The organism is Streptosporangium brasiliense (assembly GCF_030811595.1).
GTDB lineage: Bacteria > Actinomycetota > Actinomycetes > Streptosporangiales > Streptosporangiaceae > Streptosporangium > Streptosporangium brasiliense.
Genome location: NZ_JAUSRB010000002.1, coordinates 3782286 through 3803080, shown reverse-complemented (window position 1 = coordinate 3803080; position 20795 = coordinate 3782286). Strand labels below are relative to the sequence as shown.

The 20795-nt window shown below is 73.2% G+C and carries 20 protein-coding genes; 14 read left to right on the top strand and 6 right to left on the bottom strand.

Features of this window, described 5'->3' with window-relative positions; translation table 11 throughout:
• Positions 1-54: 54 nt before the first annotated feature.
• Both J2S55_RS26170 and J2S55_RS26165 read right to left on the bottom strand, forming a co-directional pair.
• Entirely contained in the window at positions 55-606 is a 552-nt protein-coding gene (locus J2S55_RS26170; protein ID WP_306866007.1) for a DUF1801 domain-containing protein, read from the bottom strand.
• 225 nt (positions 607-831) lie between these two features.
• The gene (locus tag J2S55_RS26165) at positions 832-1326 is read right to left on the bottom strand and encodes a DoxX family protein (protein ID WP_306866005.1); all 495 of its coding nucleotides are present in this window, start codon (positions 1324-1326) and stop codon (positions 832-834) included.
• Positions 1327-1677: 351 nt separating this feature from the next.
• On the opposite strand from J2S55_RS26165, the gene J2S55_RS26160 reads away from it, so the two are divergent.
• From J2S55_RS26160 to J2S55_RS26150, 3 genes are all read left to right on the top strand, one after another.
• On the top strand, positions 1678-2772 hold the full coding sequence (locus J2S55_RS26160; protein ID WP_306866002.1) for a sensor histidine kinase: 1095 nt from the start codon (positions 1678-1680) through the stop codon (positions 2770-2772).
• 5 nt (positions 2773-2777) lie between these two features.
• Entirely contained in the window at positions 2778-3437 is a 660-nt protein-coding gene (locus J2S55_RS26155) for a response regulator (protein WP_306865999.1), read from the top strand.
• A 73-nt stretch (positions 3438-3510) separates the two neighbouring features.
• Entirely contained in the window at positions 3511-5028 is a 1518-nt protein-coding gene (locus tag J2S55_RS26150; protein ID WP_306865996.1) for a nitrilase-related carbon-nitrogen hydrolase, read from the top strand.
• Here the strand turns inward: J2S55_RS26150 and J2S55_RS26145 are convergent.
• The gene (locus J2S55_RS26145; RefSeq protein WP_306865993.1) at positions 4944-7079 is read right to left on the bottom strand and encodes an alpha/beta hydrolase-fold protein; all 2136 of its coding nucleotides are present in this window, start codon (positions 7077-7079) and stop codon (positions 4944-4946) included. The two genes, J2S55_RS26150 and J2S55_RS26145, sit on opposite strands and share 85 nt — an antisense overlap.
• A gap of 689 nt (positions 7080-7768) precedes the next feature.
• Between J2S55_RS26145 and J2S55_RS26140 the strand changes: the two genes are divergently transcribed.
• The 9 genes from J2S55_RS26140 (at position 7769) to J2S55_RS26100 (ending at position 16233) form a co-directional block, all read left to right on the top strand.
• Positions 7769-9379 (top strand): TIGR04028 family ABC transporter substrate-binding protein, encoded by a 1611-nt coding sequence (locus J2S55_RS26140; protein ID WP_306865990.1) that lies wholly within the window; start codon positions 7769-7771, stop codon positions 9377-9379.
• Positions 9376-10320, top strand: a complete 945-nt coding sequence (locus J2S55_RS26135; RefSeq protein WP_306865988.1) for an ABC transporter permease — start codon at positions 9376-9378, stop codon at positions 10318-10320. Before J2S55_RS26140 ends, J2S55_RS26135 begins: the two co-directional genes overlap by 4 nt.
• Positions 10317-11126, top strand: a complete 810-nt coding sequence (locus J2S55_RS26130) for an ABC transporter permease (protein ID WP_306865986.1) — start codon at positions 10317-10319, stop codon at positions 11124-11126. The genes J2S55_RS26135 and J2S55_RS26130 overlap by 4 nt, the downstream gene beginning before the upstream one ends.
• Positions 11123-12727, top strand: a complete 1605-nt coding sequence (locus J2S55_RS26125; RefSeq protein ID WP_306865984.1) for a dipeptide ABC transporter ATP-binding protein — start codon at positions 11123-11125, stop codon at positions 12725-12727. The genes J2S55_RS26130 and J2S55_RS26125 overlap by 4 nt, the downstream gene beginning before the upstream one ends.
• Positions 12724-13758, top strand: a complete 1035-nt coding sequence (locus J2S55_RS26120) for a putative FMN-dependent luciferase-like monooxygenase (protein ID WP_306865982.1) — start codon at positions 12724-12726, stop codon at positions 13756-13758. Before J2S55_RS26125 ends, J2S55_RS26120 begins: the two co-directional genes overlap by 4 nt.
• Before the next feature lie 72 nt (positions 13759-13830).
• Complete coding sequence (locus tag J2S55_RS26115; protein WP_306865981.1) at positions 13831-14430, top strand: CMD domain protein; 600 nt, start codon at positions 13831-13833, stop codon at positions 14428-14430.
• Positions 14427-15056 (top strand): alkylhydroperoxidase domain protein, encoded by a 630-nt coding sequence (locus J2S55_RS26110; RefSeq protein ID WP_306865979.1) that lies wholly within the window; start codon positions 14427-14429, stop codon positions 15054-15056. Before J2S55_RS26115 ends, J2S55_RS26110 begins: the two co-directional genes overlap by 4 nt.
• Positions 15053-15679 (top strand): VOC family protein, encoded by a 627-nt coding sequence (locus J2S55_RS26105; RefSeq protein ID WP_306865977.1) that lies wholly within the window; start codon positions 15053-15055, stop codon positions 15677-15679. The genes J2S55_RS26110 and J2S55_RS26105 overlap by 4 nt, the downstream gene beginning before the upstream one ends.
• Positions 15680-15705: 26 nt before the next feature.
• Entirely contained in the window at positions 15706-16233 is a 528-nt protein-coding gene (locus J2S55_RS26100) for an OsmC family protein (protein ID WP_306865973.1), read from the top strand.
• Positions 16234-16300: 67 nt separating this feature from the next.
• Here the strand turns inward: J2S55_RS26100 and J2S55_RS26095 are convergent, their stop codons facing one another.
• Both J2S55_RS26095 and J2S55_RS26090 read right to left on the bottom strand, forming a co-directional pair.
• The gene (locus J2S55_RS26095) at positions 16301-16984 is read right to left on the bottom strand and encodes a sulfotransferase family protein (RefSeq protein ID WP_306865970.1); all 684 of its coding nucleotides are present in this window, start codon (positions 16982-16984) and stop codon (positions 16301-16303) included.
• Between the two features lie 335 nt (positions 16985-17319).
• A complete protein-coding gene (locus J2S55_RS26090; RefSeq protein ID WP_306865967.1) occupies positions 17320-17868 on the bottom strand; it encodes a GNAT family N-acetyltransferase in 549 nt (182 codons plus the stop codon).
• Positions 17869-18063: 195 nt separating this feature from the next.
• Between J2S55_RS26090 and J2S55_RS26085 the strand changes: the two genes are divergently transcribed.
• The gene (locus J2S55_RS26085; RefSeq protein ID WP_306865964.1) at positions 18064-19350 is read left to right on the top strand and encodes an endonuclease Q family protein; all 1287 of its coding nucleotides are present in this window, start codon (positions 18064-18066) and stop codon (positions 19348-19350) included.
• 116 nt (positions 19351-19466) lie between these two features.
• Positions 19467-20018 (top strand): CGNR zinc finger domain-containing protein, encoded by a 552-nt coding sequence (locus J2S55_RS26080; RefSeq protein WP_306865963.1) that lies wholly within the window; start codon positions 19467-19469, stop codon positions 20016-20018.
• Positions 20019-20038: 20 nt separating this feature from the next.
• Here the strand turns inward: J2S55_RS26080 and J2S55_RS26075 are convergent, their stop codons facing one another.
• On the bottom strand, positions 20039-20794 hold the full coding sequence (locus J2S55_RS26075) for an ABC transporter permease (RefSeq protein ID WP_306865960.1): 756 nt from the start codon (positions 20792-20794) through the stop codon (positions 20039-20041).
• Position 20795 lies beyond the last annotated feature (1 nt).

Genomic DNA, 20795 nt, shown 5'->3' with positions numbered 1-20795 from the left:
CCGCCGTTCCCACCGACCGTCGGAAGGCGCCCGGTGAGCCGCCCTACCCCGCCGCTACGCCCGGACCCACCGGTTCACCAAGGACACCACCACCACCTGCTGGGACCGGACGGCTTCCAGGTCCGGGAGCGTGACGACAGCACGGTCAGGCGCGAGCCACGTCATCAGACCCGTTGGATCCTGGAAGGCGAACTCGGCGCCGTCGGCCCGGACCTTCGCCCCACGGTGGAAGACGAGTTGCAGCCGATTCCCCGGCTGGAGCCGGAAGGTCACCCGGTCCTCCCCGTCATGGCGGAAGCTCGGGGCGTTCCATTTCACATGCTCGGAAATGTCGCTGTTCGACGCCAAGATCGCCGATCTGAGCTGTTCGACACCCGCCTTCAACGGGTGATCGAGGGCCGCCATGAAGCGGTCGACATCGCCAGATCTGTTCTGCACCTGCCGTTCCTCCCATACAACGTCAAAGATCATGATGCCGCATGCGGCGGCTGTCGGGGGCTCCGGCGGCGTGGTCCAGCGCCGGCGGCGATCTCCGGCGGTGTGGTTCAGCGCCGGCCGCGGAAGGTGCGGCGCAGGTCGTCGACCCAGCCGTCGGGGATCTCCCATGGGATGAAGTGGCCGCCGCTCTCGTGGGTGGTGAGGTTGACGTGGTTGTACCAGTCGGCGCGGTCGCTGGAGAGCCAGCTCTGGATCCGCTGCTCGGCGGTGGTGACGCCGGGCGGGTTCTCGTAGCCGACGAAGGTGATGCCGGTGGGGGCCTCGATGACCGGCCGGTGACGGTGGACCGGGATCCGGACCCGGGTCCGGCGGGACCTCAGGCCCCCTCCGGGGTCAGGGGCTGCGGCGCAGGCGCGCCTTCGGCATCCGGCGGATGACGGCCACTCCGGGCCGCTCTTCCGGGAGTGCCGCGGCCCGGCCCGCGGCCCGCTTCCGGCGCTGGGCGGTGAGCGCGTCCAGCGCCCAGGGGCCGCCGCCGAGCACGGCCAGCATCAGGAACGACCAGGCGAACAGCGCCGCGGGCTCGCCTCCGTTGACGATCGGGAACAGCCCTTTCGGCTGATGGACGACGAAGTAGGCGTAGGCCATCGTCCCGGAGCAGAGCAGCGCGGCGACGCGGGTGGCCAGGCCGAGCAGCACGAGGCTCCCGCCGCCGAATTCGATCACCGCTGCCCACCATCCCGGCCACGCCCCGAACTCCGGCGGCCTGCCGCCGTTCGGACCACCGAGGACGCCGAACAGGCTCGCCGCCCCATGGCAGGCGAACAGCAGTCCGATCACGGTTCGGAACAACGACAGCACGGCGCCACGGACCTGGTCGTGATTCATCGATCTCCTTCGGGCATGAGCTCCTGTGATTGACAACCGTCCGGTCCGGGCGACATCCGGGTCACGTGACCACGCCGACGCGGCGGGACGCAGATCGGCGAGGTCTGTCAGCGCCCGACCGGGCGGCGCGGCACTCCTTTGCTGGGAGGTTGCCAAAAATATAAAGGAAACTTTCCTAACAGTAAACGGTCCGTATGACGATTTTCCGCGACCCCTGTCAGGCCCGCGGGCTCATTCCCGGGAGTGACGCCGGTGATCCCTCCGGCGGCTGACGCGCGCACCGCGGCGCCGTCGTAGGCTCGGCGGACCAACCGGCCGCGGGGCCGGCGGACCGACGTCAGGAGTCCCACAGTGGCGCAGTGGCTGCGGGAGTCGCCGCCGGCCCGGATCGACCTCGCCATCACCATGGCCGTCACCGCGGCGACCGTCGTCCCCCTGCTGCTGCCCGCACCGCGCGCGTGGTGGGTCGTGGCGCTGGCCGTGCTCGCCTCGGTGCCCATACTGTGGCGGCGCAGGGCTCCGATGGCGACGGGGCTGGTGGTCGCGCTGGCCATGAGCGCGATGGTGATGTGGGAGAAGCCGCTGCTGCCGTACGGGCCGATGGTGAGCCTCTACACCATCGCGGCGCTGGGCACGCCCCGGCAGCGCCTGCTGTCGATCCCGGTCGCCGGGCTGATCGCGGCCTTCTCCCTCGTCCTGCCGCAGGAGGGGCCGGAGACCTACCGCTTCCTGGGCACGGCGCTCGTCGCCGCCTACGCCCTGGGGACCGGTGCCCGCGCCCGTCGCGCGCAGGCCGCCGAGCTGGAGGAGCGCGCCCGCAGGCTCGCCCAGGAGCGCGACGCGGCGGCCGCGCGGGAGCGCACCCGCATCGCGCGCGACATGCACGACATCGTGACCCACTCCGTCGGCCTCATGGTGGTGCAGGCCGAGGCGGGACCCGTGGCGATGCGCTCGGACCCGGCGCGCGCCGAGGCGGCCTTCGACGCGATCGGCGAGATCGGCCGCGGGGCGCTGGTACAGCTGCGCGACCTGCTCGGCACGCTGCGCTCGGGAGAGGACGCGGGCAGGGGGCCGCGCCCGGGGGTCGACTCCCTGCCCGAGCTCGTCGACCGGACCGGGCGGACCGGGCTGAAGGTGACGCTGGCCCGCGAGGGTGAGCCGCGCCGGATCTCCGCCGAGGTCGACGTCGCCGCCTACCGGATCGTCCAGGAGGCGCTGACGAACGTGCTGCGCCACTCGGACGCGGGTGCCGTACGGGTCCGGCTGACCTGGACGCGGGCGTCACTGGAGGTCGTGATCGCCGACGACGGCGGCGGCGCCGGGGGCACCGGGGACGGTCACGGGCTGACCGGCATGCGGGAGCGGGCGGCGGCCTGCGGCGGGACCCTGCACGCCGGGCCGGGCCCCGGGGGGTTCGTCGTGTCCGCGGTGCTTCCGGTTAGATGAAGCCCATGCTGCGCGTCCTCATCGTCGACGACCAGGATCTGTTCCGCGGCGGCTTCTCCCTGATCCTCGACGCCCAGCCGGACATCACGGTCGTCGGCGAGGCGGCCGACGGCCTCGCGGCCGTCGCGGCGGCGGCGGAGCTCCAGCCGGACGTCGTGCTCATGGACATCCAGATGCCGGTCATGGACGGGGTGGAGGCGACCGGGCGCATCTGCGCGACGACGTCCGCGAAAGTGCTGGTGCTGACGATGTTCGACCTGGACGAATACGTCTACGACGCGCTGCGGGCCGGGGCGAGCGGCTTCATCCTCAAGGACATCCGCCGCGACGAGCTGGCCCACGCCGTGCGCGTGGTCGCCGCCGGAGAGTCCCTGCTGGCTCCGACGATCACCAGGCGGCTGGTCCAGGACCTGGTCCGGCGGCCCGGCCACGGCGTGGCGCCGCGGCTGGCCGGCCGGCTCGGGGCGCTGACCGAGCGCGAGATCGAGACGCTGCGGCTGGTGGCGGCCGGCAGGTCCAACGCCGAGATCGCCGCCGAGCTGGTCGTCAGCGAGCACACCGTCAAGACACACATCAGCCGCATCCTCACCAAGCTCGACCTGCGCGACCGGGTGCAGGCCGTCGTCTTCGCCTACGAGGCGGGCCTCGTCGTGCCCGGCGCGTAGTCCGCACGGGTGATCCGCCGGATCGATCGCGGCGGCGATGCCCCGCCGCCCACGCCAGGCGGAGCATCGGAGCATGCACTCGAAGACCTGGAGATCCGCCGCCGCGATCGCGGCGGCCGCGCTGTCGGCGCTTCTGTTCTGCTCCGGCAGCGGACTGCACCCCGTGCCGTGGTGCACCTGGCTCGCCCCGCTGCCGGTGCTGGCACTCGCGCCCCGAGTCGGCGCGGGCACGGCTTTCGCCGCCGGGACCGCCGCGTGGCTGGGCGGCACGGCGCCGCTGTGGGACTACGCGCTGAACTCGATCGAGCTACCGCTGCCGGTGGTGGCGGTCTCCTTCGTGGGGACGGCGTCGCTGTTCGGGCTGGCGTCGGTCGCCTTCCGCGCCCTGACGTCGCGCGGCCGCCCGCTGTCGGCGGCCCTCGTCGTCCCCGCGGCCTGGGTCACGGTGGAGTACGCCCTGTCGGTGATCACACCGCACGGCGCGTGGTCGAGCCTGGCCTACACCCAGGCCGACGTCCTGCCCGTGCTGCAGACGGCCTCGGCCGCCGGCGTCTGGGGCATCACGTTCCTCCTCATGGCCGTACCGTCGGGGATCGCCGCGCTGCTCGCCCCGGCCGCGGCCGGACGGCTGCGCCTCGTGGCCGTCCTCGGCTCGGTCCTCGCGGTGGCGCTGGGCTACGGCGGCTGGCAGCTGCGCACCCCGCCCCCCGCGCAGCGGGACACCGTGGCGCTGCTGGCGACCGACCACCCGAACGATTTGATCAGGCTCGGCACGCCGCAGGGCCGTGACCTGGTCCGGCGCTACACGGCCCGCATCGAGGCCCTCGCGGCGGCGGGGGCGCGCGTCGTGGTCACTCCGGAGAAGACGTTCCTCGCCGACGGCGCGGACCTGCGGACCCTGGCCGCTCCGCTGTCCGCGATCACCGCCAGGCACCGGGTCGACGTCATCGCCGGGCTGGTCGTGTCCCGTGGCGGAGAGCTGTACAACGTGGCGCTCGACTTCCCCGCGGGCGGCGGCGCGCCGGTCGAGTACGTCAAGCACCACCTCATCCCGGGTCTGGAGGACGGGCTGCGCACCGGCACCCGGCCGGCCTTCGTCCCCGGCAAGCCGTGGGGCCTGATCATCTGCAAGGACCTGGACTACCCCGGCCTGGTCCGCGACTACCGCAACCGGGGCGCTACCGCCCTGTACGCGCCCGCCTGGGACTTCGACCGTGACGGGTGGCTGCACAGCCGGATGGCGGTCACCCGCGGGGTCGAGAGCGGGCTCAGCGTGGCCCGCGCGCCCCGCGCCGGCCTGCTGGTCCTCAGCGACCCCCAGGGCCGGATCGTGGCCGAGGCGCCGACCGCGGACACGCCGTTCGCGTCGGTCACCGCCGCCCTCCCCGCGCCGGCCGCGCCGACCCTGTACGCCAGATGGGGTGACTGGGCCGCCTGGAGCTGCGCCGTGCTGCTCCTGCTCCTGCTCGGCGCCCTGCTGCGCCGCCCGGCCACCCCGTCCTCAGGTCACGGCAGGCCGGTGGCGGGGTCGACGGCGGCCAGGAACAGGTCGCCGTTGCCGAGCGCGGCGCCGCCGGTGGGTGCGCCATAGGTCAGCCCGGCCACCAGCACCTTCCCTGCCGGGGCCGACGTCGCGTACAGGTCCGGCTCGGCGAACGGGTCGACGCCGTCGTCGCGCGCCGTGCCGAACTGGGCGGCCGCCTGCCGCACGCCGCCGGCCGACAGGCGTACGGCCAGCACGTCGGCGCCGCCCGCCGCCACCCCGATCCGGCCGCGGGTGTAGCCGATCACCTCGACGGCGCCGCCGGGCAGCGCGACCACGGCGGCGCCGGCGTCCGGGGCCGCCGTGGCGACGACCGTGCGCCACTTGCGCCGGTTGCCGGAGGTGTAGGCCACGGCCAGGAGGTCGCCGCCGCTCTCGCCGGTGGCCACCGTGAGCCCGTCCGTGGTGACCGTCACCGCGGCGAGCCGGTCGTCGCCGGTGCCGCCCTCGGCGGACACCCACTGCGGGGTGCCGTCGGTGCCGTATCTGGCGATCCAGCCGTCCAGCCCGCCGAGCGCCGGCGCGCCGGGCAGTCCCGCCGTGGCGCTGCCGACCACGGAGACGCCGGTGCCGTCGGCGGCCACGCCGGTGGCCTTGTCCTCGCCGGCGCCGCCGAGCTGGCGGGTCCAGGTGATCTGCCCGTCGGCGGCGACCCGGACCAGGACGGCGTCCTTGTCACCGCTGTTCGGGCCGGCGAGCGCGCCCTTGGTGTAGCCGGCCAGGTACGCGCCGCCGTCCGGGGCGGCGGCGAGCCCGTAGACGCGGTCGGCGGTGCCGGCCGCGCCGAACTGGGTCAGCCACCGGACGGCGCCGTCGGCGTCCAGCCGCGCCACGAACGCGTCGTCGGTGGTGTTGCCGGGATGGCGGCCGTCCAGGTCGCCCTTGGTGTAGCCGGCGGCCAGCACGCCGCCGTCGGGCAGGGCCGCGACGCCGTACAGGCGCTCGTCGGAGGCGGTGCCGAGCTGTCTCGTCCACCGCGTGGCGCCGTCCGGGCCCCGGCGGATCAGGACCGCGTCCAGCTTGCCCGCGTGCGGCTGCCCGTCGACGGGACCGCCGGCCGCCAGCCCCAGGGTCACCGAGCCGTCGGCCTGCGCCGCGACGCCGCCCGCCCAGTCGGTGCCGGCGGTGCCGTACAGCGGCGCGGGCAGGCCGGTCGGTGGGACGACGCTCAGCGCGGGTCCGAGGTCGGCCATGCCCTGCTCGAAGGCGGGCGCCCAGACGCTCCAGTCGTGGCCGCCGTCCAGGATGCGCATCTGCGCCGAGACGCCCGGCGCCCGCCGTGCCGCGTTGTAGAGCGCTTCGGACTCGAAGTCGAGGTCGTGGCGGGCGTCGGCGGGCCGCGGGTTGGCGTACTCGTCGTCGCCCACCGCGACGAACAGCCGCACGGGCAGCTCGGGGTCCGTGCCGGCCAGCAGGTCGGGGTAGTTGAGCTTGCGATACACCTCGTCGACGAACTTCTCCTCGCCGAGGCCGAACGCGCCGTGGTCGCGGGCCGAGGAGTCGGCCGGCGGCAGCGGCGTGTAGACGGCGGGGCTGAGGACGAGCGCGCCGCCGAAGAGGTCCGGGTGGGCCAGGGTGAGGCGCAGCGCGCCGTAGCCGCCCATGGAGTAGCCGCCGACCATCCGCGCGCCGCGGATCGGCGCGGTGCGGTAGGTGGAGTCGACGTGGCCCACCAGGTCACGGGTCAGCGCGGTCTCCACCGGCCGGCCGGGCTCGTCGGCGCCGGTGTACCGGGAGTCCACGTACCAGCTGCCGCGTCCGCTCCAGGGCGCGTCCGGCATGACCGCGATGAGGGCGGGGATCCGCCCGTCCCGGATCAGCTGGTCCAGCGCGCCCTTGACCCGGGTCCACGCCTGCATCGTGTCGCCCCTGCCGTGCAGCAGGTAGAGCACCGGGTAGCGCCGCGCGCCGTCGCCGTAGCCGTAGGGCAGGTAGACGTTGTACGGGATGGGCCCGCCCATCGCGGCGGAGTACGCGGAGCCCTCGGTGATCGTGCCCGCCCGCTCCTTGCCGACCTGCGCCTGACCAGGAACGGCCAGCAGGGCGACGAGGGCCAGGGCCGTCAGGACACCGAGCCCGCGCCATCGCGTAACGGCCATCGGGTCACTCCTCGATAGTGCTGTAAACGTTTACAACAAGCCGGTCCGGATACGCGGACCCTGAGCTCGTTTCCGGCGAGTGTCTTGGGCCCGCTCCGGCCGTGTCAATAGGGGCGCCCGCGACCCAACCGGCCCGCACCGCCTCCCGGTCCCGGAAACAGCCCGTCCGTGCCACTTGCTGATCCCGCCTTGAAACGATCTGCGTGCACTCCATGGCAGTTGACCTGCGACGTCTCAACATGCGGACAGGCTTTTTCCTACTCTTCAGGTAGGATATTGTGGTTTTTATGACCGGCAGCACCAACCACCGCATGGCGGCGGAGCGCAGAGCGCGTCCGCTCCCGGCGCGGGACGACACCAGCATGCGGCGCCGCCGCACCACGAGCTGTCGGGGCTCCTCCTGTAGCTGAGGCCCCGCGGGTCCCGGAGTCCGGCAGACCGCCGGCCGTCCGCTGCCGCCGCGCCCCTCTCCTCTTCTCGCTTCCCTTCTCTTGTTGCCTGTCTTGCCGCTTCTCTTCTCTCGCTTCTCTTCTCACTCCCACCTCCGATCCCCCTCCCCTCGCGTCCCCGGCACCGCCGGCCGCCGCGTGGCGGTGCCGTACGGCCGACCGCCCGCCCCCGTTCACAAAGGTCTCCTGCTCATGAAGGGCGATAACCCCATGCCATCATCCAGACTGCGGTCCACAGCGATGGCGAGCGCCGCCGTGCTCGCCGCCGTGGGGCTCCTCGGCGCCTGCGGCGGGGAGAGCGCGCCCAGCGGCGCGAAGGCCTCCGGCGGACCGGTGTACGGGGGCACGCTGACATACCTGGAGCACCAGGCACCGACCTGCCTCTACCTGCCGGCCGCGGGCTTCTACCCGAACGGCGGCGTGCTCAACCAGCTCACCGACAAGCTCACCTGGCAGAACCCCAAGACGCTGGAGATCGAGCCGTGGATCGCCACCTCCTGGGAGGTCAACGCCGACGCCACCGAATACACCTTCCACCTCCGCGAGGGCGTGACCTTCAGTGACGGCAGCCCGCTCGACGCGTCGGCCGTCGCCGCGAACTTCGACGTCTACGGCCTCGGCGACCCGGACCTGAAGCTGCCGCCGGCCGAGTTCGTGAACAACTACGACCGCAGCCAGGTCGTCGACCCGCGCACCGTGAAGTTCTTCTTCAAGCAGCCCTCCCCCGGCTTCCTCCAGGGCACCTCGGTCGTCGGCGCCGGCCTCGTGGCCAAGTCGACGATCTCGCGCCCCTACGAGGAGCAGTGCCAGCTCAAGAACATCGTCGGCTCCGGGCCGTTCACCGTGGCCCGCCAGGTCGTCGACAAGGAGATCGACCTGGCCGTCCGTAAGGACTACGACTGGGCGCCGGCGTCCTCGGCGCACCAAGGGCGCGCCTACCTCGACGCGGTCAAGATGATCGTGACGCCGGAGGACAACGTGCGTGTCGGCGCACTGACCTCCGGGCAGGCCGACTATGTGCGCTACGTGCAGGCGTACGACGAGGAGACGGTGAAGAACGCCGGTTTCACCGTCTACGCGGAACCGACCCGGGGCGTCAACAACGGCCTCTACCTGCGGCCGGCCAACAGCATCCTGAGTGACGTCAAGGTCCGCAGGGCGCTGCAGGCCGGCACCGACGCCAAGGAGGTCGTGGACACCCTGTTCACCCCGGGCTACCCGGTCGCGACCTCCGTGCTCAGCCATCTGGCGCAGGGCTACGTCGACCTGTCCGGGAAGCTGGCCTACGACCCGGACAGGGCCAACGCGCTGCTGGAGGAGGCCGGCTGGGCCCGCGGCGCCGGCGGCGTCCGCCGGAAGGACGGGCGGGAGCTGACGCTGGGCGTCTTCGTCTCCGGCCCGCAGCCGCTGTCGAAGCAGACGCTCGAACTGGTCGCCCAGCAGTGGGCCAAGATCGGCGTGAAGCTGGAGATCCGGCCCGCCGACGCCGGCACGCAGGCGGTGGACATCAAGAACGCGGAGAAGACGGCCATCGCGCACTCCATGGTCGGCCGTGCCGACCAGGACGTGATCAAGAGCCACTTCCACACCAAGAACCGCGACGTCATCCTCTCCGACGACCCCAAACTGGACCGCCTGCTGGAGCAGGAGTCCGCGGCCGCCGACAGGACCGCGCGCAACGCGAAGGTCGCCGAGATCCAGCGCTACGTGGTCGACCAGGGCTACGCGATCCCGCTGTTCGAGGAGCCGCAGGTGTACGGCGCCGCGCCGTACGTGCGGGGCGTCACCTTCGAGGCGGTCGCCCGGCCGGTCTTCTACTCGGTCTGGCTGTCGGATCAGACAGGCCGATGACCAGATATCTCCTGCTGCGGACAGGACAGGCGGTCCTGGTGCTGTGGGCCGCCTTCACCGTCAGCTACGTGCTGCTGCAGATCCTGCCGGGCGACTCGATCCTGATCAAGTTCCAGAACCCCGAGCTGGGCCTGTCCCCCGCGCAGATCGCCGAGATCCGCGCCTACTACGGCGACGACGCGCCCGCGATCACCGGCTACCTGCACACGATGCTCGGCTTCCTGCGCGGCGGCTTCGGCTACTCCGTCGACACGGGCACGCCGGTGGTCGAGCGGCTGGCCGAGGCGCTGCCGGAGACGGCCGGGCTGGCCACCGCCGGGTTCACCCTGGCCGTGCTGATCGCCGTGCTGATCGCGTTCGCCGCGAGCCACACCCGGCTGGACTGGGTCCGCGGCGCGCTGCTGGCCGTACCGTCGCTGTGCGTCTCGATCCCCGCCTTCTGGCTCGGCATCCTCCTGATCCAGGTGTTCTCCTTCCGGCTCAAGCTGGTGCCGGTCATCGGGGGCGACGGGGTGCAGCAGCTCATCCTGCCGGTCCTGACCCTGGCCATACCGATCTCGGCGCCGATCGCGCAGGTGCTGGCCCGCAGCCTCGACCAGGTCCAGAGCCAGCCGTTCGTCCCGGTCGTCGCGGCCAAGGGGGCCTCGCGCCGGTGGATCCTGTGGCGGCACGTGGCGCGCAACGCGCTGCCGCCGACGCTGACGATCGCCGGCCTGACCTTCGGCGAGCTCATCGCCGGGTCGGTCGTCACCGAGACGGTCTTCGGCCGCAACGGCGTCGGCCGCCTCACCGAGCAGGCGGTCAACGCGCAGGACACGCCGGTGATGCTGGCCGTCGTCGTGCTCGCGACCGCCGTCTTCGTGCTGGTCAACCTGGTGGTCGACCTGCTCTTCCCGGTGCTCAACCCGCGGCTCAAGGCGAAGGTCGGTGCGGCCGCATGAGGATCGCATCCCGCCGTCCGGACGTGGGCCTGGTGCTCGCCTGGCTCGTGATCGCCGTCGTCGTGCTCTGGGCCGTCGTGCCCGGACTGTTCACCGCGGACGACCCGATCGCGGGCGTCCCGGCGGAGAAACTGCGGGGCCCCGGCCCGGACCACCTGTTCGGCACCGACGCCGTGGGCCGCGACCTGTTCACCCGCGTGGTGTACGGGGCCGTCCACTCCCTGTCCGGGGCGTCTGTCGCGGTCGGGGTCGGCCTGGTGCTGGGCACGCTGCTCGGCCTGCTCGCCGGGTCGACGGGCGGCGTGCTCGACGCGCTCATCATGCGCGGGATCGACGTGCTGCTCTCGGTGCCGGGCCTGCTCCTCGCCCTCACCATGATCATCCTGCTCGGCCCCGGCACCGTCAACGTCGCGATCGCGGTGGGTGTCGGCTCGGTCGCGGCCTTCGCCCGCCTGGTCCGCTCGGAGGTCGTCCGGGTCCGGCGGACCGACTACGTCGAGGCCGCGTTCGGCAGCGGCGGCCGGTTCGCGGCCGTCCTGGGACGCCACGTGCTGCCCAACTCGCTCGGCCCCGTCATCGCGCTCGCCGCCCTGCAGTTCGGCACCGCGATCCTGGCCATCTCCACCCTCGGGTTCCTCGGCTACGGCGCCGAGCCGCCCACCCCTGAGTGGGGACTGCTCGTCTCGGAGGGGCGCAACTACCTGGCGACCTCCTGGTGGCTGACCTCGCTGCCGGGCGCCGTCGTGGTGTCGGTGGTGCTGGCCGCCAGCCGGATCAGCCGATCGATGGGACGGGAGAACCCATGAGCCTGCTCGACGTGCGCGACCTCGCGGTCTCCTACCGGACCGGCCCGCGCGCGCTCCAGGCGGTCGAGGGGATCTCCTTCACCGTCGAACCCGGTGAGGTGGTGGCGGTCGTCGGCGAGTCCGGGTCCGGCAAGTCGACCACGGCGCACGCGATCCTCGGGCTGCTGCCGCCGAACGGGTCCGTCGACTCCGGGCGGATCCTGCTGGACGGCACGGACATCGCCGGCTGGCCGTCGCGCCGGCTGGAGTCGGTGCGGGGCGCCCAGATCGGGCTGATCCCGCAGGATCCGTCCAACTCCCTGAACCCGGTCAAGACCGTCGGCGCCCAGATCGGTGAGGCCCTGCGCATCCACCGGCGCGGCGACCGGCGGGCGATCTCGCGCCGGGTCGTCGAGCTGCTCGCCCGCGTCGGGCTGTCCGATCCGGAGACGCGCGCCCGGCAGTTCCCGCACGAGCTGTCCGGCGGCATGCGCCAGCGGGTGCTCATCGCCATCGCCATCGCGCTCGAACCGCGGCTCATCATCGCCGACGAGCCGACGAGCGCGCTGGACGCCACCGTGCAGCGGCGCATCCTCGACCTCATCGACGGGCTCCGCGCGGAGTCCGGCACGGCGGTGCTGCTGGTGACCCACGACCTCGGTGTCGCGGCGGACCGGTCGGACCGGCTCATCGTCATGAAGGACGGGCGGATCGAGGAGCAGGGCGCGACGGGGGCTGTGACAGCGGCCCCGGAGGCCGGATACACGAGACGGTTGCTGAGCGACGCCCCCGCGCTGTCGGTGCGGGAGTTCCGGGCCCCGCCCCCGGAGACCTCCCCCCGGGAGGCCGCCGTCGTCGTCCGCGACCTGGTCAAGGAGTTCCGCGTCCGGAGACGGCCCTTCCGCGCGGTCGACGGGGTGTCGTTCGAGGTGCCGCGCGGCACGACGCACGCGCTCGTCGGGGAGTCGGGGTCCGGCAAGACGACCACGGCCCGCATGGTCGTGCGGTTCGCCGACCCCACCTCCGGGTCGGTGACGGTCGGCGGGATCGAGACGGCCGGCCTGCGCGGCGACGCGCTGCGCGGGCTCCGCCGCCGCGTCCAGCTCGTCTACCAGAACCCGACCGGCTCGCTCGACCCGCGGCAGCCGGTCGCCGAGATCGTGGAGGAGCCGCTGCGCAACTTCCGGATCGGCGACCGGGCCTCGCGCGGCATCCGGGTGCGCGACCTCCTCGACCGGGTCGCCCTGCCGTCGAGCGTGCTCACCCGCAGGCCGCGGGAGCTGTCCGGCGGCCAGCGGCAGCGCGTGGCCATCGCCCGCGCGCTGGCCGTCGACCCGGAGGTGGTCGTGCTCGACGAGGCGGTCTCCGCGCTCGACGTGAGCGTGCAGGCGCAGATCCTCGACCTGCTCGGAGCGCTCCAGCGCGACCTCGGGCTCACCTACCTGTTCATCTCTCACGACCTGTCCGTGGTGCGGCAGATCTCGCACACCGTGTCGGTCATGAACAAAGGACGCATTGTGGAATCCGGAAACACGCGACAGGTCTTCACCGGCCCGCGGCACGACTACACCCGCGAGCTGCTGGCGGCCATCCCGGGCGCGACCGCGGAGGCGGCAGGATGATCGGCCGCCGGCTCGGTTTCTTCACCCGCCTGCTCGACGACGTGCCGGCCGGTGAGCGCTACCGGCTCGCCGCCGAGCAGATCAGGCACGCCGAGGCCGTCGGGTTCGACACGGCCTGGGTGGCCCAGCACCACTTCGACGAGGCCGAGGGAGGGCTGCCGGCGCCGCTGGTGTTCCTCGCCGACGTGGCGGCGCGGACCAGCCGCATCCGCCTCGGCACCGGCATCATCACGCTGCCCCTGGAGAATCCGGTCCGCGTCGCCGAGGACACGGCCGTGCTCGACCTGCTCTCGGGCGGCCGGCTGGAGGTGGGGGTGGGCAGCGGCGGCACGCCGTCGTCGTTCGCCGCCTTCGGACAGGACAGCGCGGCCCGTTCGGCCACCTACGCCGAACATCTCGCGGTGCTCCTCGACGCCTGGTCGGGGCGTGCCCTCGGCGGGGGCAGCAGGCTCTACCCGCCGGCACCGCGCCTTCCCGGCGCCGTCTGGGAGGCGACCTTCTCGGTGAGCGGCGGGGCCCGCGCCGGCCGGGCCGGCAACGGCCTCATGCTCTCGCGCACCCAGCCGCGCCCCGAGGACGCTCCGCACGCGACACTCGCGGAGATCCAGCGGCCCATCGTGGACGCCTACTACGAGAACCTGCCGTCCGGGGCGACGCCGCGGGTCATGGCCTCGCGGACGGCCTTCGTGGCCGACAGCCGCGCGGAGGCGCTGCGCCACGCCGAGATCGGGCTGGCCCGCGCCGCCCGCCAGTTCAGGGCGGCGGGTTTCCCGGTGCCCGACGGCGGGCTCGACGAGCTCATCCCCGCCTTCGACGTCCATCTGGGGACGCCGCAGGAGGTCATCGCGGGCCTCGGCGCCGACCCGACGCTCGACCGGGTGACCGATCTGGTCTTCCAGGTGCACTCGGTCGACCCGCCGCATCCGCTCATCCTCCGCTCCATCGAGCTGCTCGCGACCGAGGTCGCGCCCGCGCTCGGCTGGGCACCGCATCCCACCACCGCCATCCAGACCGAACCGAGCAGGACATGAGCACCCACACCACCCCGACCGGACCGAGCAGGACATGAGCACCCACACCACCCCGACCGGACCGAGCAGGACATGAGCACCGACATCATCGACCGCCTGGCCGGCATCGCGCCGGGCTCCCCCGTCGACCACCTGCGCGGCCGGCGGCCGGCCGCCCGCGAGAACGCCCAGCGCAGCTACCTCGCGCTCTTCTCCCCGGACTCCCCCGGTGAGGTCACCCAGGCCGAGCGCCACGCGGTCGCGGCGTTCGTGACCGGGCTCCACCGGGACGCCGTGGTCGCGCGCTTCTACGCCGACCGGCTCGCCGAGCACTCGGCGGAGCTGCCGGCCGCGGTCGCGCGGGAGGTCGAGGCCGCCCGGACCACCGGTCCCTACGGCGCCTACCCCGCCGGGGGCCCGCCGGCCGCCGAGAGCGTCGAGGGCCTCGACTACCGGGTGCGCGACCACGCCGCGCTGGGCGGCCGGCTCGCCGCGGCCCTCGAACACGCGCACCTGCTGGTGTTCCGTCCGCGCGAGTCCAGCCCCCAGGCGCTGCGGCGGCTCGTCGACGCCGGCTGGAGCACCTCGGCGATCGTGACGCTCTCGCAGCTCGTCGCCTTCCTCAGCTTCCAGGTGCGCGTGATCGCGGGCCTGCGGCTGCTCGACATCGCCCGGAAGGGACCGAAGCCATGACCGACGCCGTGCTCCAGCACCCCGACATCGACCGCCCGCACGCCTTCACGCAGGAGGAGCTCGGCTGGGTGCCGTGGCTGGCGCCGCTCACCGAGGAGGAGCTGAGCGAGCGCCACTGGGAGGCGCTCGTCGACCGCAGGCGCGCCGCGTCGCCGTACTTCCTGCTGCTCGCCCGCGATCCGGAGATCCTGCGGGCGCGCACGGAGACCGACAACGACATCTTCTACAACACCGACGCCGGGCTGCCCCGCGCGGAGCGCGAACTCGCCGCCGCCGCGACCTCGCGCCACAACGGCTGCGTCTTCTGCGCCTCGGTGCACGCGCGGTTCGCCTCGCACCACTCCAAGCGTCTCGACGACGTGCAGCGCCTGCTGGACGACGGGGTCGACGCCCCCCAGGAGGCGCGCTGGCGCGCCGTCATCGACGCCTCGGTGGCACTGGCGGAGACCCCGGGCGGGCTCACCGCCGAACACCTCGACGCGCTCCGCGCGGCCGGCCTCGACGACCTCGCCATCAGCGACGCGCTCCACGCGGCCGCGTTCTTCAACTGGGCCAACCGGCTCATGCTCTCGCTGGGAGAACCCACCTCGCCCGCGCCGCGGGCCGGCCGGAAGGCGGAACAGTGACCGATCCACACCTGGACCATCTCGTCTACGCGGTGCCCGACCTCCTGGCCGGGGTCGCCGAGTTCGCGGCACGCACCGGGGTCACCCCGGCCGCCGGGGGCAGCCACCCCGGCGGGACCGCCAACTACCTCGTCGGCCTCGGCCCGGACTCCTACCTGGAGATCATCGGCCCGGACCCGGCGGCGGACCCCGCCGGGCGGCCCCGCGCCTTCGGCCTGGAGACCCTCACCGAGGCCCGGCTCGCGGCCTGGGCCGTGCACCCGGACGGCATCGAGGAGACCGTACGGCAGGCGCGCGAGCGCGGGTACGACCCGGGCGAGGTGCAGCCGCTGTCCCGGCTCACCCCGGACGGCACCCTGCTGGCCTGGCGGCTCACCCGCCGGGCGGAGCCGGCGGCGGACGGGCTGGTGCCCTTCCTCATCGACTGGGGCCGTACGTCGCACCCCGCCACGTCCGGCCTGCCGCAGCTCGGTCTCGTCTCCTTCACCGCGACGCATCCCGACCCGGCCGCCGTGCGGCGGGACCTGGCCGCGCTCGGCGTCAGCCTCGACGTGACCGCCGGGCCCGCGGCGACGTTGCAGGCGCGGCTCGACACTCCGCGCGGCCCGCTGACGCTGCGCTGAACCCATCCGCCACGAGAAAGCAGACCATGAGCACTCTCCGCGAATACCTGTCCCACAAGCGCGCGGCGCTGCTGGCCCGGCGGGCGGCGCCCGGGGCCGGCCCGGTGCCGCTGCGCGCCCACGTCACGGCCGAGGGCCGCAGCGGGGTGCGGCGCATCCGGATCCGGGACTTCCAGATCATCAGCGACAGCGGCCCGGACTTCGCCGGGTACGACCTCGGGCCCGGGTCCCCGGAGCTGCAGGCCGGCGTGCTGGGGAGCTGTGTGACGCACATCTTCCTGATCAAGGCGGCCGAGCTGGACGTCCCCATCGACTCGCTCGCGGTCGACGTGCAGGCCGAGTACGATCCCCGCGCCCAGCAGCCGGACAGCACGGACATCCCGGTGTATCCGCAGAACTTCCGCTACGAGGTGCGGCTCTCCTCGCCCGCCTCCGACGAGGAGCTGGCGCGGCTGCACGCCGAGGTGGAACGGGTGTGCCCCATCCTCAACCTGATCCGCAACCCGCAGGAGATCAGCGGCTCGGTGACCCGGGTCGACGCGGCGCCCCGCTGAGCGCCGCGGGAGCGACCGGATGCGGCCGGGGCGCCCCGGCCGCCCGTCGATCTCCCGGGCGGGTGGCCTATCGGCTGCGCCGCAGGAGCATGGGGCCGATGTGCCGGCGGGCGTTCCTCGCGAAGTTCGCGGTGTCGTTGACCCGCGGGAAGGGCTCGTCGGGCACCGGGACCCCGAGGAACCCGCACAGCGGCTCCCACCCCTGGCGGACCTCGAAGACAAGCAGCCGGTCGCCCGGGATCACCGACTTGACCTCCTCGACGTGCGCCTGGAAGGTCTTCAGCGCGTGTCCGGGGTCGCTGCCGTGGCCGCCGAAGACCCGCTTCTCGACCGTCAGGCGGGTCATCTTGGCGAACGCGGCGAAGTCGGTGCCCAGCAGGGACGAAAGCCCCAGCGCCGCCCTGCCGGAGAGCGTGGCGCCCCGGTCGCGCTGCTTGAAGATGGTGGCGTTCATGCTGTCCAGCCAGCGCTCGGGGTCCCGCACGGTGAGGACGACCTTCGCCGCGGGGTAGTGCTCGGCGAGCTCGCGCCAGTAGGCGGCGGACGGCCAGTCCACGCAGGAGTCGTAGCCGTCCAGCAGGTCGTCCCAGCCGACCGGCCGCCCCTCGGCCAGGGCGAGCCACCGGCGGATCTGCTCCGGCCTGCCCATCACCTCCATCATGTGATGGCACGGCCCGAAGCCGAGCCGCTCCAGGGCCGCCTTGAGAGAGAGTGTTCCCGTACGGCCGAAGCCCGCCCCGATGACCCGCATAATCCCTACCTTGTCGGTCGGAAAGTGCTTGATGGCTACACGGGCAATGTTTCACCGACAGCCCGGTCCGGCAAGGGCATCCCCGCCGCCGGCTCCACGGCCCGACGGGGTCCTGGAACGTGGAAACTCCAGGCGCGCGACGTCGGCTCCTACGGCATCGGCACCGCCGACCCCTGGCCGACCGCCTTCCGGTCCGGCCGTCCCACCGGCCGGAGCCCGTGCCGCGGCCCCCGGGTCGCGGCACGGACAGCGGCGACGGCGGCGCGCTCCTGGTGCGACGGCCGGCGGCCGGCCTAGGCGTCGGGGTCGCGACGGCCGGCGGCCGGTGGCCGCCCTCAGACGTCGGGGTCGCGCAGGCCGACGGCGTCGTGCCGCCAGAACGTGTCGGGGTAGACCATGGTCCCGGTCATCCACGGCTCGTAGGCGGGCAGGCGGACCGCCTGGAAGGCGGCTTCGGGGATGCGGAGGGAGGGCCTGCGGAAGCCCAGCCCGGCGCCGGGGCCGAATCCGAAGCGTGCGTAGTAGGCGGGCGGGCCCTCCAGGAACACCACGGGGACCCCCTGCTCGGCCATGATCTCCAGGCCGCGGCGGACCAGGACGGAGCCGATGCCCTGCCCCTGGTGTCCGGGCAGCACGGCGAGCGGGCTGAGCGACTGCGCCTCCACCAGGCGGCGAGGGGCGTCGAGCCAGACGCGGGTGAACATCACGTGGCCGACGATCTCGCCCCCGTGCTCCGCGACAAGCGAGAGTCCCTGGAGCGGGGTGACGGCCGCCCGCAGCGAATCCACCAGTTCGGTCACCACCTTCCCGTGGTCGCCGAAGGCCTGGAGGTGGACATGCCGTACGGCCTGCTGGTCGGCTGCCTGCTCGGTGCGGAGATTCACGCCGGAAGGATAGACAGGCGGCCCTGCCTCCCGCATCCCATTTTGCGCGCCTTGCGGGAGGATCGTCCCGCCGGCCTGCCCCGGGTGTCCGCCGGCCTCTCGGGATCGGAGGAGGCCAGGTCCGGAGGGCGCGGGCCGGGTCCGCGCCCTCCCCGGCCCGCCCGTTCCCGGCGGGCCTGTGAAACAATGTGGTGGATGCGGTTCCATGCCGATCTGCACATCCACTCGAAATACTCCAGGGCCTGCAGCGGTGACAGCGATCTGGAGCACCTGACGTGGTGGGCGCGGCGCAAGGGCGTCACGCTGATGGGCACCGGCGACTTCACCCATCCGCTCTGGTCCGAGCAGTTGCGCGACAAGCTCGTGCCGGCGGAGCCGGGGCTGTTCCGGCTCCGCGAGGACCTGGACCGCGACATCCTCCGCACGCTGCCGTCCGGCCTGGCCTCCGGTCAGGTGCGGTTCATGCTGTCGGTGGAGATCTCGACGGTCTACAAGAGCGGCGGGCGCACCCGCAAGATCCATCACCTGGTCTACATGCCGGACTTCGACGCGGCCGCGGCCTTCAACCGCAGGCTCGGGCAGGTCGGCAACCTGAGCTCGGACGGCCGGCCCATCCTCGGCCTGCACTCCCGCGACCTGCTGGAGATCACCCTGAACAGCGGCGAGGGCGCCTACCTGGTGGCCGCCCACGCCTGGACGCCGTGGTTCGGGGTGTTCGGCTCCAAGTCCGGGTTCGACACGATCGAGGAGTGCTACGGCGACCTCGCCGACCACGTCTTCGCGGTGGAGACCGGGCTGTCCAGCGATCCGGCCATGAACTGGCGGGTCTCCGCCCTCGACCGCTACCGGCTGGTCAGCCACTCCGACGCGCACTCGCCGCCCATGGTCGGCCGCGAGGCCACGGTGTTCGAGACCGACCTTGACTACTTCGCGGTGCTGCGGGCGCTGCGGACCGGCGCCGGGCACGCGGGCACGGTGGAGCTCTTCCCGGAGGAGGGCAGGTATCACGCCGACGGGCACCGCGGGTGCGGCGTCCGGATGGAGCCGCAGGAGACCCGCGAGCACGGCGGGATCTGCCCCGTGTGCGGGAAACCGCTCACGGTCGGCGTGCTGAGCCGGGTCGAGGACCTGGCCGACCGGCCGGAAGGCGTCCGGCCGGCCGGCGCCGCCGGCTTCCGCCGCCTCGTCCCGCTGCCGGAGATCGTGAGCGAGATCCTCGGTGTGGGGCCGAAGAGCAAGAAGGTCCTGCGGGAGATCGACAGGCTCACCGCCGCCCTGGGACCCGAGCTGGCGATACTGGAGGACGTGCCCGTCGACGACATCCGGATCCGCTCGCCGCTGCTCGGCGAGGCCGTCGACCGGCTGCGCCGCGGCGAGGTGATCCGGGAGGCCGGATACGACGGCGAGTACGGGGTGATCCGGCTCTTCGAACCCGGCGAGCTGGAACGGCTGAGCGCGGCCGCCGCCCCCGCGCTCTTCTGACGCCCGGCCCGGCATGGCGTCCTCCGCATGACGATCGTCGATCTCGCCTGCGTGGAACGGGGCGCGCCCGGCGAGCCCCCTCTAATGTTTCGTGGAGATGCAATAGCATTAGCACAATGGACGTCCTGACCGGTGAGCCCCTCGCTCTGGATCTGCTCAACACCCGGGCCAACATGCCCGACGGCGAGTTCGACGTGCTCGCCTCTCCAGACACCTTCCGAGAGTGGCTGCTCGCCCAGGACGGGCGGCTGTCACCGGTGGAGACGGCCGACGACGCCGACCTGGCGGCGGTGCGGGCGCTCCGCGGCCACATCGCCGAGGCCGTCGAGCACGCCCGGCAGGGCGCCGCTCCGCCTCAGACCGCTCTGGACGCGCTCCACGAGGCCCAGCGCGCGGCTCCGCCGTACCGGAGGCTGACGTGGGACGGCGCCGCGCTGACCGCCACCGTGATCAGGGCCGGAGACTCCCGCGCCCGGCTCCTGGCCGAGCTCGCCGAGGCCGCCGTCGACCTTCTCGCCGGTCCGGCGGTCACCAAGGTCCGCGGCTGCGAGGGACCCGGCTGCCGCATGCTGTTCCTCCCGGCCCATCCGCGCCGCCGCTGGTGCTCACCCGCGCTGTGCGGCAACCGCGTCCGCGTCGCCCGTTACTACCAGCGGCACAAGGACTAGCCGGACGGGTGCCCCGCCCCTCACAGGGACGCGCGGCGCATGCCGCGGGTCCCGACGGCGAGACCGGCCAGGGCGACCACCACGGCCGCGGCCACGCCGTAGGGCACCGAGGGGTGAGCGAGGTCCCCGGCGAACAGGGCCCGCTCCGCCTCGACCACGTAGGTCACCGGGTTGGCGCGGGCCATGCCGTACAGCCAGGAGGGGGCGTTCTCCACGGGCAGCAGCACGCCGGACAGGAGCATGAGCGGGAACAGCAGTGTCTGCTGCACGCCGTAGAAGATCGACGGCTGCCTGCGGGCGGCGAGGGCCAGCGCGAAGGAGAACGAGCCCAGCCCGACGCCGAGCACGGCCAGCACGAGCAGCCCGGCCACGGTGCCGAGGAGGTGGGGGCGGAAGCCGAACGGCAGCACCACCACGATGATCAGGGCGGCCTGGGCGAGCAGGGTGACGATCTCCTTCATCGTCCGGCCGACCAGCATCGCGGTCCTGTTCAGCGGGGTGACCAGCATCCGTTCCAGAGAACCGCCCCCGCCCTCTACCAGGAGGTAGTAACCGGCCGACCCCGTGCCGGACAGGCCGAGCATGACCACGATGCCCGGCACGAACCACTGCCAGGGCGAGGTCTGCCCGCCCCCGGGCGTGCCCGGCAGGAGGGGGCCGAACAGGGCGAGGAAGATGAGCGGCTGGATCATGCCGAAGAGGAGGCCGATGGGGTTGCGCAGCTCGGGACGGATCTCCCGGGCGAACACGACGCCGGTGTCGCTGACGATGTTCACC